The organism is Paenibacillus sp. GCM10012306 (assembly GCF_042649265.1).
In the GTDB taxonomy this organism is placed as follows: Bacteria; Bacillota; Bacilli; order Paenibacillales; family Paenibacillaceae; genus Paenibacillus_AQ.
In genome coordinates this window covers 20,468-34,723 of the sequence record NZ_JBHRYW010000003.1, presented here as the reverse complement: position 1 = coordinate 34,723, position 14,256 = coordinate 20,468, and the positions used below count along the sequence as shown (strand labels likewise).

13 protein-coding genes are annotated in these 14,256 nt (G+C 48.6%); 5 read left to right on the top strand and 8 right to left on the bottom strand.

Annotated elements, in window-relative coordinates; all coding sequences use genetic code 11:
- The first annotated feature begins 102 nt into the window (after positions 1-102).
- The gene (locus ACFORK_RS07390) at positions 103-1,719 is read left to right on the top strand and encodes an AraC family transcriptional regulator (protein WP_379197247.1); all 1,617 of its coding nucleotides are present in this window, start codon (positions 103-105) and stop codon (positions 1,717-1,719) included.
- A 43-nt stretch (positions 1,720-1,762) separates the two neighbouring features.
- On the opposite strand, the gene ACFORK_RS07385 is transcribed toward ACFORK_RS07390, so the two are convergent.
- From ACFORK_RS07385 to ACFORK_RS07365, 5 genes are all read right to left on the bottom strand, one after another.
- Positions 1,763-2,995 (bottom strand): aminopeptidase, encoded by a 1,233-nt coding sequence (locus ACFORK_RS07385; protein WP_379197245.1) that lies wholly within the window; start codon positions 2,993-2,995, stop codon positions 1,763-1,765.
- 58 nt (positions 2,996-3,053) lie between these two features.
- A complete protein-coding gene (locus ACFORK_RS07380; protein WP_379197243.1) occupies positions 3,054-4,394 on the bottom strand; it encodes a sensor histidine kinase in 1,341 nt (446 codons plus the stop codon).
- A 1-nt stretch (position 4,395) separates the two neighbouring features.
- Positions 4,396-5,121: a response regulator transcription factor gene (locus tag ACFORK_RS07375; protein ID WP_379197241.1), complete on the bottom strand. Its 726-nt coding sequence runs from the start codon at positions 5,119-5,121 to the stop codon at positions 4,396-4,398.
- A 149-nt stretch (positions 5,122-5,270) separates the two neighbouring features.
- On the bottom strand, positions 5,271-5,873 hold the full coding sequence (locus ACFORK_RS07370) for a hypothetical protein (protein ID WP_379197239.1): 603 nt from the start codon (positions 5,871-5,873) through the stop codon (positions 5,271-5,273).
- 119 nt (positions 5,874-5,992) lie between these two features.
- A complete protein-coding gene (locus tag ACFORK_RS07365; RefSeq protein ID WP_379197237.1) occupies positions 5,993-6,340 on the bottom strand; it encodes a hypothetical protein in 348 nt (115 codons plus the stop codon).
- A gap of 82 nt (positions 6,341-6,422) precedes the next feature.
- On the opposite strand from ACFORK_RS07365, the gene ACFORK_RS07360 reads away from it, so the two are divergent.
- Entirely contained in the window at positions 6,423-7,565 is a 1,143-nt protein-coding gene (locus tag ACFORK_RS07360; protein ID WP_379197235.1) for a VanZ family protein, read from the top strand.
- Positions 7,566-7,636: 71 nt separating this feature from the next.
- Positions 7,637-9,073, top strand: coding sequence for a serine hydrolase domain-containing protein (locus tag ACFORK_RS07355; protein WP_379197233.1), 1,437 nt, complete (start codon positions 7,637-7,639; stop codon positions 9,071-9,073).
- Positions 9,074-9,151: 78 nt separating this feature from the next.
- On the opposite strand, the gene ACFORK_RS07350 is transcribed toward ACFORK_RS07355, so the two are convergent.
- Positions 9,152-9,910 (bottom strand): exodeoxyribonuclease III, encoded by a 759-nt coding sequence (locus ACFORK_RS07350; RefSeq protein WP_379197231.1) that lies wholly within the window; start codon positions 9,908-9,910, stop codon positions 9,152-9,154.
- A gap of 158 nt (positions 9,911-10,068) precedes the next feature.
- Between ACFORK_RS07350 and ACFORK_RS07345 the strand changes: the two genes are divergently transcribed.
- On the top strand, positions 10,069-11,232 hold the full coding sequence (locus ACFORK_RS07345) for an MFS transporter (protein WP_379197229.1): 1,164 nt from the start codon (positions 10,069-10,071) through the stop codon (positions 11,230-11,232).
- A 449-nt stretch (positions 11,233-11,681) separates the two neighbouring features.
- Here the strand turns inward: ACFORK_RS07345 and ACFORK_RS07340 are convergent, their stop codons facing one another.
- The gene (locus ACFORK_RS07340; protein WP_379197227.1) at positions 11,682-12,533 is read right to left on the bottom strand and encodes a helix-turn-helix transcriptional regulator; all 852 of its coding nucleotides are present in this window, start codon (positions 12,531-12,533) and stop codon (positions 11,682-11,684) included.
- A gap of 123 nt (positions 12,534-12,656) precedes the next feature.
- Here ACFORK_RS07340 and fabF point away from each other — a divergent pair, with 123 nt between their 5' ends.
- Positions 12,657-13,895, top strand: coding sequence for a beta-ketoacyl-ACP synthase II (gene fabF / locus ACFORK_RS07335; RefSeq protein ID WP_379197225.1), 1,239 nt, complete (start codon positions 12,657-12,659; stop codon positions 13,893-13,895).
- A gap of 85 nt (positions 13,896-13,980) precedes the next feature.
- Here fabF and ACFORK_RS07330 read toward each other — a convergent pair whose 3' ends face one another.
- The gene (locus ACFORK_RS07330) at positions 13,981-14,250 is read right to left on the bottom strand and encodes a NifU N-terminal domain-containing protein (RefSeq protein ID WP_379197223.1); all 270 of its coding nucleotides are present in this window, start codon (positions 14,248-14,250) and stop codon (positions 13,981-13,983) included.
- Between the last annotated feature and the right edge of the window lie 6 nt (positions 14,251-14,256).

Sequence of the window (14,256 nt, the reverse complement as noted above, 5' to 3'; positions counted from 1 at the left end):
TTGCAATTACCGTGAAGAAATCTTTCAGCCAGATGGTTGAAGGATTTCTTTTTTTGCTTTACTATTGTGATAATTATTCTCAATTAGAAAGAAGGCTGCTGCATGAGCGCTTCCGAATCCTCTCCTTTGAAGGACCTGCTGTTTATTCAGCAGGCACTGACCTTACAGCAGCGTGATGCCAACTGGACGTCAATCAGCACCTGCCCAGACAACACTTATATGCTAATTGCCGTTACCGAGGGTACGAGTAGTCTTCAGCTCAAAGGGCAGCAACGTCGGCTTCAGTCAGGCGATTGTTATTTGTTTCTTCCGAACACGGTGGTCAGTATCAACAATGATTCTAGAGCGCAATTAAGCTATTACGAATTAACCTTTACCCCTCTTAGTGTGGAAGTTCAAGGACGAAAGTCATCTGCTCTACTTCCTTACGAAGGGAAGCTTAATGTGTCTCCGTTCTTGCAATTATTGGATTATCTCCACAAAATATCAGGACGTCAAACCAGCGGCCGTGGTTTGAACGCCCTTCGGGCCCATCTGGATTTTCAAGAACTGTTATATTTCCTGTTCAAACAGAACGACACTGTTCAGCCCGTGCCAAATTCCTTGCTAGCGGTACAAGAAACCATTGATCAACTGCTGCAGGATTACAGTGATGAGATCACAGTGGAACAGCTGGCACAGAGAGCCAATATTGGAATTTGGCAATATCGGCAATTGTTCAAGCAATTGACAGGTCTTAATCCGACCGAATATATTACACAACTCAGAATCAACCGGGCCAAGGAAATTCTGCTAGTATCCGATGCACCGCTGAGTGATGTCGCTCATAGTGTGGGCTACAAGGACGAGTACTATTTTAACCGTCGATTCAAAGAAATTGTCGGCACCTCCCCCCGCCAGTATATACGCAACTACAAGTCAAAATTGAAAACTGTTGCTTTTACCCATTTGGGCGATATCCTCTCCCTCGGTACCAAGCCACTGGCCGTGGAGAAGCATCTATTAGAATGGTTGGATAACGGCTACACTGAGGGGATTCAGGGCATTGATACCTCATCCTCTGGTCTGGACGAAATCGCCCGGCTGCAGCCGGATTTAATTCTTGTTAATGACTACACCGATCCCTGGTTTAAGGACGGTCTGGAGCAGATTGCACCCACTGTCCAATTAAATACCCGTCGCGTGGATCTCTTCGCTGGATTAAGAGATGTCGCGGAGCTTTTGGGAAGGCAGTCGGAGGCCCGTGCTTGGCTGACCCGGTACAGGCTGAAGGCTAGACAACTCAAGGAACGCACGCGGACAAGCATCCGCAGAGGGGAAAGTGCTGTCTTTTTCCATGTTGTTCATGACAATATCTATTTGTACCGACCGGAAGAATGCCCTGTGCTGTATGACGTACTGGGGCTGGAGGTGCCTATCTCGCTTCAGCAATTGATCTCAGTCTCCACCTCAAGGATGTTCATCCCGGCAGACCGCTTTGCCCGCTACGAAGCCGATCGGATCTTTATCGTCTGTGGCCATATGCCCGGAGCTCGCGAAACCTTCCAGCAGATCGTGCATAGTAAAGCGTGGCAGGCTCTGGAAGCCGTCCGCTCAGGACATGTATATTATGTCAATGAGCATTGGACACTGGACAGTACTATTGCCCTGGAATGGCAGCTGGACGGTATGCATGCCCTGCTCAACAGCAAACAGGCCGTAAATCCACGTCATTGGTGAGGTTTACGGCCTTATCTTTTTCAATGTTTATTTGCAGAACAGCTTACAGTACCCAATTCCCTTTACGGAATACAGGTTCAACTGTTCCATCCGCTAGTTCACCATCAATATCTAGCTCTGCGGAGCCGATCATGAAATCGACATGCGTCAAGCTGACATTCGCGCCTTTAGCCAGCAGCTCTTCGTTGCTAAGCTTCGTGCCCCCTTCGATATTCACCGGATAGGCGCTTCCGAGCGCAAAATGACATGAGGCGTTCTCATCAATCCCTGTATTATAGAAGATTCGGTTCAATCGAGAAATTGGAGAATCATGCTGCACCAGTGCCACTTCGCCAAGATAAGACGCACCTTCATCTGTCTCAAGCAATGATGTCAAATGCTCACGGCCTGATTCAGCTTCATAAGCCACAACTTTACCATCCTTAAAAGTAAACGAAAGTCCTTCAACCAAGCGCCCGTTCAGATTCAAAGGAAGTGTGCTAGCAACCGTACCGTTTACTCCTGTACGATGCGGCATGGAATAAATCTCTTCGGTTGGCATATTCGCAACAAAATATACGCCATGATCGTTCTCACCGCCACCTCCACGCCATAGATGCCCTTCTGGAAGCTCCACACGCAGATCCGTTCCCGGAGCGCGGTAGTGCAGGCTTTTATAACGTTTAGCATTCATTCTGTCCTGACTTTCTTTCAAATGAGCAATATGCTCTCTCCATGCTGCTACAGGATCATCGCTGCCCACACGGGTCATCTGGAATACGGCTTCCCACATTGCATTAATCCGCTCTTCTTCAGGGAGATCAGCAAATACCTTATTCGCCCATGCACGGGTTGGAGCTTTAACAAGTGACCAGCTAATCTTACTATTACGTGTATATTTAGAATAGTTCTTACGTGCAACAGCAGCCGCCTTAACAGCTCTTGATACCTTGGAAGAGTCAATTCCATTGAACAATTCCGGGTCAGGCACTTTAATATGTAAAATGGCGCCGTTCTCCTCAGCAAATTTCTCCATCATATCGGCCTGCCACTGCGGATAATAATCGAAGGAATCCTCTGAAGCTTTTTCATAACGGATACGTGTTGTAGCTTCATCCTCCCAATCCACAATTACATATTTCGCTCCTGCTTCATAGGCCTTGCCTACAATCAGGCGGGTCAGCTCTACAGTTTCCATTGGAGCATGCACCATCAGCACCTGTCCGGGCTGTATATTGACTCCAACCTTCACTACTAGCTCTGCATATTTGTTGAGCATGTGCTCAAAGTTATTCATCATTTTGTCCTCCATCTCTCTAATCTTCGAACTCTGACTGTCAAATGTTATGCTGCCTCTATCCGCTCTGAGGATATTCATCCTCATATTTCAGGAAGCTAAAACAAGCCCCTCCAAGTGAAGAACGAGTATAGCTCAACTCCCCGCTTAATCTAGCAGCGATTCCCCGGCTGATCGCCAGCCCCAGTCCGGTTACACCATTGGAGCCAGTATAGAAGCGTTGGAATACAGCCTCTTGCTCTTCGTCATTCAGACCGGGGCCGTCGTCCTCGACATGAATAGCCCAGGCTGTCCCCGTCCCACGCCCTTCAATCCGCACCTTAACCCGGCTTGACGTATGTCTGACGGCATTCTGCAGCAGATTGAGCAGAATGCGGAACAACTGCTCGCCGGGTACCATCACTTGAAGTCCTGCCCCTTCGACTTCCAGCCTGACATTTCTCTCTGCAGCAGCAGGCAGGAGGAGCTGTACCGCCTCCTCCGCTATGTCTCTAAGGTCCAGTGCTTCAGCAGGCCAATGCTCGTCGACTGCCTCCAGCCGCGAGAGCTGCAGCAGCTTGTCGACCATGTCCATGAGCCGTTGGGACTGAACGGTAATGATGTTCAGCCCCTCTTCCTGGGAGACAACCTGATCTTGAATAGCATATACAAAGCCGTGAATCGACATCAGCGGCGTCTTCAGCTCATGGGACACATTCTGCAAAAATTCAATCTGGTTGCGTTGATGCAGCCGAATGCGTCCGGACATGGAATGAAAGGTTGTGATCAGCTCGCCAATCTCAGTCCGATCTCCCTCCGGGAAATCCTGGCTCTGGGCGCGATTCGGCTCATAGCTTCTTACCGCTTCTTTCAAACGGTTCAGCGGACGAACGACCCGTGATACGGTTAGAAGTCCGATGACCAGTATACCAAAAAAGCTCGCAGCAATCGACAGCAGCGTGGTCCGCAGCAGCGGTCCATACAAGGCTCTAAGCGAGGAGAGTGGAGAATAAATGAAAATATGATAAGGCAACCCTCTGACCGCCTCCTCATTGTAGAGCACTTTTTTGCCGTGGAGTTTCGTGATTCCTTCACTCCCCCTCACCGAATCATGCAGCGTCTTCCCTTCCTGTCTGGCATCGCTGGCGTCGATAATCTTGTTATGACTGTCGAGCAGAAGATAGTCGGCATTCATCATCAGACCTCGCACGACAAAGCGAAATTCGGTGCTGCTCAGGCCATTGATATCCCCTTCGTGCAGAATTCTGGCTGCCTTCAGCGCTTGAACATGCAGTTGAGACTTCACCTGATTCACCAGAATATCATCAATCAGTCGTACAAACAGCAACACGGTGATTCCGACCGTAACCAGCATGGCAATGAACAGGGAGAGCAGCATTTTAGCCCGAATCGTTCTCATGCTACACCTTCCGCACGATGGCTTTGTAGCCAAAGCCCCATACCGTATCGATCTGCAGCATGGAATCCAGTTCACCCAGCTTTTTGCGGATACGCTTCACCAGATCGTCCACTACTCTTACATCGCCAAAAAAATCATATTTCCACACCTGTTGAATCAGATGCTCACGTTCAAAGGGACGTTCAATATGCATCGCCAGGAACATCAGCAGCTCGAATTCCCGCGAAGTCAGGCTAAGTGAGATTTTACCTACGGTTATTTTGCGTAACTCTGGCTGAATCTCTACATTACCAAATTTGTACACACTTTCACTATTCTCTTGCGCAGAAGTATCGTCTGTAGCAGCACTGCTCCCTGCACCTCCTGACTTGGCCAGACGAAGCATCGCCTTGACCCGGCCTACCAATTCGCGGGGATTGAAGGGCTTGCTTAGAAAATCACTACAACCGAGCTCCAGCCCCTGGATACGGTCATTCTCTTCACCCCGTGCCGAGATCATAATAATCGGCATTTCGGTAAAGCTGCGCAGCTCTGTTAACAGAGTCAGCCCGTTAATTCCGGGCATCATGATGTCCAGAATCAGACAGTCCGGAGTGTTAACACGGACATGCTCCACCAGATTGTGGCCACTGGAAAAGGAGGTTACCTCGTAGGTTTCTTTACGCAAATACTCGGAGAGCAACTGCAGAATGAAAAGATCGTCGTCGACGACTACTATTTTGCTCATAATACCTAGCCCCTTCACCGTTCGTTGTTCAAAAATCTGTTCTTTCAGGTTATCATAAATGACAATAGACGGGTATCCCTTTTACGGTCCCGTCTATTGCATAATACTACTCTAGTATTTATTTATAACTATGATTTCCGCTGCTGACCTTATTTCTTTTTAGGTTGAACAATCACTGGTTTCACGGCAGTGGTCTTTTTAGGCGTGCTTTTTACCGGAGCTTTAGCCACTGGTTTTTTAGCAACAGTTTTCTTGACGGCAGTTTTAGTAGTTTTAGCTTTGGCAGCAGTTTTCTTCACAGCAGTTTTGGTAGTTTTAGCTTTGGCAGCAGTTGTTTTGACAGTTGTTGCTTTGGCTTTAGCTGGAGTTGCTTTAGCTGTTTTAGCTTTTGCAGGAGTTGCTTTAGCTGCTGTAGTTTTTGCTGGAGTGGCTTTAGTTGTTGCCGCTTTGGCTGGTGCTGCTTTAGCTGGTGCGGGCTTGACAGGTGTAGATTTCACTGGTGCAGGTTTCACTGGTGTAGAGGTTTTTGGTGCAGTAGCAGTCTTGGTTGTTGCCGGTTTAACAGCGGTTGTTTGGGCCGGAGTTACTTTAGTGCTTGAGACCGGCTTGGTGGAAGTTGTTGCAGGCGCTACAGCTTTTACAGTTGGGGTAACCGGTTTAACCGGTCCTGCTGCCGCAAACGCGCTAGTCGCTCCACCCAGTACACTCACCACTGCCAACATCGAGATTGCTTTTTTTGTCCATTTGTTCATCTTGAACCACCTCTTTCTTTAAAGTATCTTCATCTTAGCAGGCGGTTACGGCATTTCTGTGGGAAAATTATGAGAAAAGTATATGAAAAAAGGCCGCAGCAATCTGCGACCTTTCTAAGCTATTTTTTATCCACTTGAAGTAAAGTCACTGTCTTTAATGTATAGGTATGATGGATGCGCTCATCTGCGATCACGTTCAGCTTCACAAGACTTGCTACTTTGGCCGGGTCTGTTCTGGACAGCAAACGCCACACCTCGGGGTCAGACAATGTCTCATAGAGCTTGGCATCATCGTATTCCTTGCGGTTCTGCACCACAAGCTTGACCTTATAACCCCCAAGCTCAGCATCACTTAAGTCCTGACTGCTACAATAAGCAATAATTTCTTCCCGAAGTTCCGCCAGTTCCTTCTCAATCTCTTTTTGTTTCTGCTTAAGTTTATAGTATTGCTGTACCTTCTTCTCCATTGCATCACGCTCCTCTCTGACATATCTATGCCGGAAGAGTCGATTAAATAAGTATGCTAAAAAACTGAATGGCAGGTGTATCATGTTTCGATCGTATTTGTTTCCTATTTCCTATGCTTTTATGACGTTTCCAATTGCAGCACTGTTCTTCACGCTGCCGTTTATGATCGTCCAATACCGCAGGCATGGCTATATTCATAAGGTGAGGGCATTAATGCTGTATCTGCTTCTGCTCTACTTAATGAACGCCTTATATCTAGTCCTTCTGCCTCTTCCGGCTTCCCGTCATAATCTGGCGCCGACCGGCAACTCCATCCAGAGTATTCCCTTCCAGTTTATTCAGGATATCATGCAAGGTTTTCGCGCGGGATCTGCGGATGCTCCGAAGTCCTACTGGTCCATATTGAGTGAACCAGCCTTTCTTCAGGTTCTGTTCAATGTTCTGCTGACGGTGCCTTTCGGCATGTTCCTGAACTATTATTTCCGTACCCGCTGGGTGGTATGTCTCATGCTGTCCTTTAGCCTGTCCCTCTTCTTCGAGGTCACGCAGATTACAGGGATCTATGGGTTCTACGACCATCCTTACCGGGTATTTGATGTTGACGATCTCATGGCCAATACGCTGGGCGGAATTCTCGGCTTCCGGGCAGCCTCTTGGATATCGGGATTGCTTCCGAGGATTGAACAACTGGATGCAGAAGCTAACCTTGTTAACAAACGGGTAACTTCGCTACGCCGCAGTCTCGCTTTTATGATGGACCTTTGTGTACTCCTTCTCATCTACTTGCTACTACGCTTCCTAAATGTCCCAGGTGCGTATTGGATTGCAACAGGTATCTACTACATTTTGCTGCCGCGGCTGACCAACGGGCGGACCTTTGGCAAATGGGTTGTACGGATTCATCTACAGGGATTAAACGGAACAAAAATCACCCTCTGGGAGCTTGTTAAGCGGTACGGGGTACTTTATTGGGGATTCTTTGGACTACAAGTACTGCTTCTTGAACCGAAGGTAGTAGATGCATTGTCTTCTTCTTGGTATCTAAGGCTACAAGGGTTGTTCATGCTAATCGATCTACTATTCTTTATTCATCTGATAATCAAGATTCTCAAGAAAGACTCCGTGTTGTTCTATGAGAGCATCAGCGGGACAAGCCATGCTATATCCTGGCCGGAGAAAATGGGGTCACCCAAAGAGGAAGTACCCCCTGTTTCCGTGAATTAAAGATTGTCCAGCGCAATGGGAATTGTTTACAATAGATGGAGTGACAGAATCCGAGCAGAGGAGAGCTTAGAATGACATCCAGCATAAATGTAAGCTTGCCAAGAAGCCAGCCTGAGGCACTTGGTATAGACTCTAAGGGTATAGAGCGTTTTCTTGCTGCTATAAGCAGCAGCGGAGTGGAACTACATAGCTTTATGCTACTCCGGCACGGCAAGGTTGCCGCCGAGGGCTGGTGGAATCCCTACAGTGCTGATCTTCCACACGCGCTGTATTCAGTCAGTAAGAGCTTCACTTCAACTGCTGTAGGTTTTGCTGTACAAGAGAAGCTTCTGACGGTAGATGATCTCATCATTTCATTCTTTCCGGAAGATCTGCCGGAGAAGATCTCACCTTATTTGGAACGGCTGGCTATCAAGCACTTACTGATGATGGCTTCCGGACATACACAAGATACTATAGAGACCATGAACCAACAGCCGGAAGGCAACTGGGTTAAAGCTTTTTTGGGAGTCCCGCTGGAGAAAGAACCAGGCACTCATTTCCTTTATAACAACGGGGCTACCTATATGGTGTCCGCCATTATCCAAAAGGTGAGCGGACAGACGGTGCTGGACTATCTGGGGCCAAGACTGTTCGCCCCACTCGGCATTATTAATCCGCATTGGGACACTTGTCCACGGGGAATCAGTGCCGGAGGATTCGGCCTCAGTCTGACTACGGAAGACATTGCTAAGCTGGGACTGCTATACCTGCAACAAGGAGTATGGAACGGCGAACGCCTTCTGGACGAAGAATGGATACAGGCAGCTACCACGAAGCAAATTGCTAATGGTGACAATCCAGATAGCGACTGGAACCAAGGTTATGGCTATCAATTCTGGCAATGTCGCCATCATGCTTACCGTGGTGACGGCTTCTTCGGCCAATTTTGCCTGGTTATGCCGGAGCAGCAAGCTGTGATAGCCATTACAGGCGCGCAAGGAGATACGCAACTCGTTCTTAACACGATATGGGATCATCTGCTTCCAGCGATGAAACCTGAAACGTTAGCTGCTAATGAGATCGAAGCCGAGCGAATTGCTGTTCAATTAAGAGAACTGGCGATTCTTCCGCCCCATGGCCTGGATTTTTCGGATAATGAGGAATTGATGAATGGGAAGATTTATAAATTTGAGGATCCACAGGGCTGGATATCATTTTCTGTAGCCTTCACCGGGAATGAAGCCGTTATTACAATGGTCCACAAGGAAAATTCATATACTATTAGAGCCGGACGCAGTGCATGGCTGGCGGGAAGAAGCAATTTGATAGAAGAAACAGATCTTAAAGTAGTCAGTTCCTTCACCTGGAAAGACGAAGATACGTTTGAATACACGATCCGGTTTATTGAAACAGCTATCCTCATCACAGTGGAAGTAAAGATGGATGGACAAACCATTGCGCTGAAGGAAAAAGTTAACGTGGTTCCTGATACAGATAATCGTGATGCCATAATCGGAAGAATATAGTTCACCACCCTCCACTCTTCTAATCATACAAACAGGGCGCTCCGCACCATTGTACATGGCTGCCGGAACGCCCTTTTTTTATAGCTCCTCAATAACCAGTGTGATCGGGCAATGATCACTGCCCAGCACATGACATTCAATCCCTGCGGATACTAGCTGTGGGGCCAGTCTGGCCGAAGCCAGGAAGTAGTCGATACGCCAGCCGACATTCCGTTCTCTCACTTTTGGCATGTAGGACCACCAGGTGTAAGCCCCCTCAAGCTCAGGATTAAAAGTTCTGAACGTATCTATGAAGCCAGTGCTTAACAGCTCCGTCATTTTGCCTCGTTCCTCATCAGTGAAACCAGAATTGCCTCTGTTAGACTTGGCATTCTTAAGATCGATATCCTCATGAGCGACATTGAGGTCACCACACACGATGACCGGCTTGATGGCGTCCAATCCCTGCAAGTAGCTGCGGAAGCGATCTTCCCACTCTAGCCGGTAATCCAGCCTGGCGAGGTCGCGCTTGGCGTTCGGAGTATATACGTTCACCAGATAAAAGCTCTCGTATTCCAGAGTAAGGATCCGCCCTTCCGCCTCTTCATCGCTTTCCAGTCCATATCTCACGTTAAGCGGCTTGACTTTACTGAATACCGCCGTCCCCGAATAGCCCTTCTTCTGCGCATAATTCCAGTATTGGTAATATTCTTCATGCTGTTCCAGCGAGATTTGCCCCGCTTGCAGCTTGGTCTCCTGGATACAGAAGATGTCGGCATCCATCTCTTCGAAGAACTCATTAAAACCTTTAGTCACACAGGCCCTCAGGCCATTCACATTCCATGATACTAGCTTCATAATCTCATTTTCTCCATCTCTTTTGTTTTGAGTTCAACCACTAATTCCAACTTTGCTCCATTATTTCTCAGTTTCATTCATAACAGATTAGATATTCATGATACAATACAATGACGAGTCAACATAATCTATGGAATACGTGAGGGATCAGAATTTCTATGAATGCACCAAAACTTTTAAGAGGCTTTAATTTTTTGTATTTTTCACTACTGGCGATGTTTATTCCCTTTCTTCCTGTCTATCTTGGTGAGCAGGGACTGGACCCGGCCCAAATCGGCTTTATCGTCGGAACCGGGGGCTTCGTCACGCTTATCGCTCAACCCTTGTGGGGGATGATCAGCGATAAAACAAAAACGATCCGCAAGGTGCTGCTGCTTCTGCTGCTGTTCTCCAGCGTTATCGGATATCTGCTATACGATTCTACCAGCTACATCCTGCTCGTCCTATTCGCTATGCTCTTATATTTCTTCCTCATGCCGATTGATCCACTGACTGAAAGCCTTAATTTCAGCATCGCTGAGGCTTCCGGGGTCAGCTACGGGTCCATTCGTACATATGGTGCGCTGGGATATGGAGTAACTGCTCTCGTTACAGGTTATGTGATGTCTTATTTAGGAGCACACAGCATGGCCTGGCTGTTCGCAGGTATTGGCGTAATCAGCTTTGCTATAAGCTGGATTATGCCTGATGCGCCAGTCGCAAGCAAGCCGGTCACTCTAGGCAGTCTCAAACAATTCCTAAGCAACAAAGAGACCTTATTATTCCTGGTGCTGGTCTTCATCTGCTCCGTTCCCGCCCGGATGAATGATATTTTCCTCGGGGTCTATATCAAAGAACTGGGAGGTAGTCCGGAACTAGTTGGACAGGCATGGTTTTTAGCGGCATCCAGTGAGATTGCGGTGTTCGCCCTCAGCTTCTGGTGGCTGCGCAAAGGGAAAGAACTGATTATTATCACCCTTGCGGCTGCTTTTTATTGTGTTCGCTTTTTCCTCTCGGCATGGATTACCGATCCCCACTGGCTTGTCTATCTGCAAATTATGCAACTCCTGACATTCCCGGTTTTCTACTCTGCTGCGATTCAATATCTGTACCGAATTGTGCCGGTGGAATGGCGGGCTACAGGTCAGACCGTACTTGCCCTGCTGTTCTTCGGAGTCTCGGGTATTCTCGCCTCTTATGCAGGCGGAGCAATGTACAAAACCTTTGGCGGTCAGACGCTTTACTTGACAATTTCCCTCATGTCCTTCCTGGGGATGATCGTTGGGTTCCTGCTGTACCGGGTGTATGGAAAACGACCTCTCCGGAGTGAAGATGTTGCTTAGCTGAAATCGGGATACATACTCTTAACGCTATTAAAATGTGCTTACCTCCTAAGTCATATAAGAAAGCATTGATAGATTTCCAGCATATCATATTCTATCAAAGCGAAAAGGAGGTTAATACAATAGCTACTGTACAGAACAATTCTGCTTTTCCTGTAGAACTTGTTCTTACCCGTGTTAACGCGCCAGTGATCACTTACACAATTCCCGCTTTCAACAGTCTCACACTTTCCGTGAACAGACTGCTTGTTGCTGGACTGCTAAGCACAGCGGCCGGAGCCGTATCCGGCACAATTGAAATCGCCACGACCGATTTCTAAAGCTTTACCGAGTATCCGCCCATACTCACCCCTTGATTTTCCCCTTCCTTGGCATCACTGACCGCACTCTGGTTGGTGATGCTTTTAAATATGAGGTCCTGATCATTGGATTATCGGGGCTTCTCCCCTCTAGCTCAACTCGTGCTGCTCCAGTAACTGCTTCAGCTTCGCTTCTGTATTGGAATCACCTGCTGGCGTATAAATGCTACATCTTAGATCCGTAGTGCCGTGAACCTGTAGGGAAGTGAGATGAAAAAGCATTTTCCCGGCCTTGGCATGCCTGAATTCTAGCACCACATCCGGGGCCGTGCTGACACGACTCTGCTCCCAAAGCTCGTTAAAATCAGGATGCGTCTCTCTCATCTCCGCAATAAAATCATCATACCATTGGTCCTCAACGTACTGACCGTAATAGGCACGGAAAATGGACAGGTACCCGCTCACGAACTGCTCCCAATTCACTGCGAGACGCTGGAACTCCTTGCGCACAAACAACAATCGGATCATATTCCTCTCTTCAGCAGGCAGCTTGGAAAAATTGAGAAATACATGCGCCGCGGCCTCATTCCAGCCGACAATCCCGCAGCGGCGATCCGAAATAATCGTCGGGCAATACTTCAGCTCCTGCAGAATCTTCTGCAAGGACGGGCTGATGACCGAAGTCTCCTCCTGTGGAAGCACCGGGCTTCCGGCTCCCGTCTCCAAAGCCAGCGCAAACAGATACTTTCGTTCATCCTTGGTCATTTGTAGCGCTGTCGCTATACAATCCAGTACGGACGAAGAGACCTTAATATCCCTCCCCTGCTCCAGCCAGGTATACCAGGTACTGCTGACGCCTGCCAGTTGGGCAACCTCTTCTCTTCGCAGGCCCGGTGTCCGACGTCTTGTTCCCTCAGGCAGTCCCACGGAAGACGGCGAAATGGCCGCACGGCGCGCTTTTAGAAAATCGGACAGAGCCTGAAGCCTCGTCTGATTGGACATACTGTTAATCCCCCCTTAACTCTGAATTTATTATATCACTGATTATACTAGGATAAACTACAACTTGTAATAGGATATCGAAAATGAAAAAATAAACCTACACTTTATCTGGGAGGTTGCATTATGGAACGCGTAGTTATAACAGGTATGGGATTAATCTCGCCGTTAGGAAATACGGTGGAGCAATTCTGGAATGGTTTGGTTCAGGGGCAATCTGGCATTACGCAGATTACTTCTTTTGATACATCGGCCTTTAAAAGCAAAATCGCGGGGGTGGTACATGACTTCGATGCAGAGTCCAGATTCGGGCGCAAGGAGGCCCGGCGGATGGACCGCTTCACGCAGTTTGCTCTGGCTGCCGCAGAGGATGCCTGGAAGCATTCCGGCCTTAATCTTGACGAGATAGATCGCGAACGTCTAGGCGTGTATGTCGGCTCCGGGGTGGGAGGCATCCAGACCCTGATGGAGCAGGAAGCTATACTGAAGTCACGCGGCCCGCAAAAAGTCAGCCCGACGCTGATCCCTATGCTGATCTCCAATATGGCGGCAGCGACGATCAGCATCAAGCTCGGGGCGCTGGGACCTACATTATCTCCGGTCACAGCTTGCTCCATCGGCAATACCGCGATCGGAGAAGCGTTCCGCCTGATCCGTTACGGCGGTGCCGATGTCATAATTTCCGGGGGCTCCGAGGCCGCTATTACAGAAATCGCGCTGGCCAGCTTCGGCAATGCCACTTCGCTGTCCACGCGTAATGACGAACCGGCTAAAGCCAGCCGTCCCTTTGACGGCAGTCGGGACGGCTTCGTCATCGGTGAAGGCGGGGCGATTGTCATCCTGGAATCTCTCTCGCACGCCCTGCGCAGAAATGCCGTCATCTACGGCGAAGTCATTGGCTATGGCGCCAGCTCAGATGCCTATCATATGGTCGCGACTCATCCCGAAGGCATCGGCGCCTATCAGGCGATGAAGCTGGCCCTAGCCGAAGCAGGGGTTCAGCCGGAGGATGTGGACGTGATTAGCGCGCATGCCACCAGCACCCTTGTTGGCGATCGCTCCGAAACTATGGCCATTAAGAAGCTGTTTGGCGAAGCCGCTTACCGCATTCCGGTCACGGCGAACAAATCCATGACCGGACATGCTCTAGGTGCCGCAGGTGGCCTGGAAGCCATCGCCCTGATCAAAAGCCTTCAGGATGGAATCATCCCTCCTACCATCAACCAGGAAACCCCTGATGAAATCTGCGATTTGGACTATGTGCCCAATACAGCGCGCAAAGCGGATCTCAATATCGGGATCTCGAACTCCTTCGGATTTGGCGGCCATAATGCTGTCATCGTGGTTCGTAAATACGAAGAGTAACTGGCAAGACGCACTTTGAGCACCACATCTAAAAACCCCCCAGTATCGCGTACTTGCGATACTGGGGGGTTTTGCGGTTGTTGTCCTACTCGTATACTGTTGTAAAGGCTTGCTCTACTTGAGGCAAAATTTGATCCCACTCCGCATCCGGAAGTTTGCTGACCGTTACGAAATCGCGAATGCCGAAGATGTTATCGACACCTTCAATCGCCAGCAGCGCTTGTGCCAAAGGATGCTCTGTGACATCTCCGCTTTTTAGGGATGTGCTTGAGGGTCCCTCAAAGATAGTTTGGTTAGTGTTGATTTTGACCGAATTGGGATTAGGGGTGTTCTGAACATTGATTTGAATAGACATGGTACC

What these genes read in the sequence shown, in the direction of transcription:
- ACFORK_RS07370 (WP_379197239.1), bottom strand. Translation starts at nt 5,873, where the DNA reads ATGAACAAATGGACAAAAAAAGCAATCTCGATGTTGGCAGTGGTGAGT.
- ACFORK_RS07350 (WP_379197231.1), bottom strand. Translation starts at nt 9,910, where the DNA reads ATGAAGCTAGTATCATGGAATGTGAATGGCCTGAGGGCCTGTGTGACT.
- ACFORK_RS07330 (WP_379197223.1), bottom strand. Translation starts at nt 14,250, where the DNA reads ATGTCTATTCAAATCAATGTTCAGAACACCCCTAATCCCAATTCGGTC.
- ACFORK_RS07345 (WP_379197229.1), top strand. Translation starts at nt 10,069, where the DNA reads ATGAATGCACCAAAACTTTTAAGAGGCTTTAATTTTTTGTATTTTTCA.
- ACFORK_RS07340 (WP_379197227.1), bottom strand. Translation starts at nt 12,533, where the DNA reads ATGTCCAATCAGACGAGGCTTCAGGCTCTGTCCGATTTTCTAAAAGCG.
- ACFORK_RS07390 (WP_379197247.1), top strand. Translation starts at nt 103, where the DNA reads ATGAGCGCTTCCGAATCCTCTCCTTTGAAGGACCTGCTGTTTATTCAG.
- ACFORK_RS07365 (WP_379197237.1), bottom strand. Translation starts at nt 6,340, where the DNA reads ATGGAGAAGAAGGTACAGCAATACTATAAACTTAAGCAGAAACAAAAA.
- ACFORK_RS07355 (WP_379197233.1), top strand. Translation starts at nt 7,637, where the DNA reads ATGACATCCAGCATAAATGTAAGCTTGCCAAGAAGCCAGCCTGAGGCA.
- ACFORK_RS07380 (WP_379197243.1), bottom strand. Translation starts at nt 4,394, where the DNA reads ATGAGAACGATTCGGGCTAAAATGCTGCTCTCCCTGTTCATTGCCATG.
- ACFORK_RS07375 (WP_379197241.1), bottom strand. Translation starts at nt 5,121, where the DNA reads ATGAGCAAAATAGTAGTCGTCGACGACGATCTTTTCATTCTGCAGTTG.
- fabF (WP_379197225.1), top strand. Translation starts at nt 12,657, where the DNA reads ATGGAACGCGTAGTTATAACAGGTATGGGATTAATCTCGCCGTTAGGA.
- ACFORK_RS07360 (WP_379197235.1), top strand. Translation starts at nt 6,423, where the DNA reads ATGTTTCGATCGTATTTGTTTCCTATTTCCTATGCTTTTATGACGTTT.
- ACFORK_RS07385 (WP_379197245.1), bottom strand. Translation starts at nt 2,995, where the DNA reads ATGAATAACTTTGAGCACATGCTCAACAAATATGCAGAGCTAGTAGTG.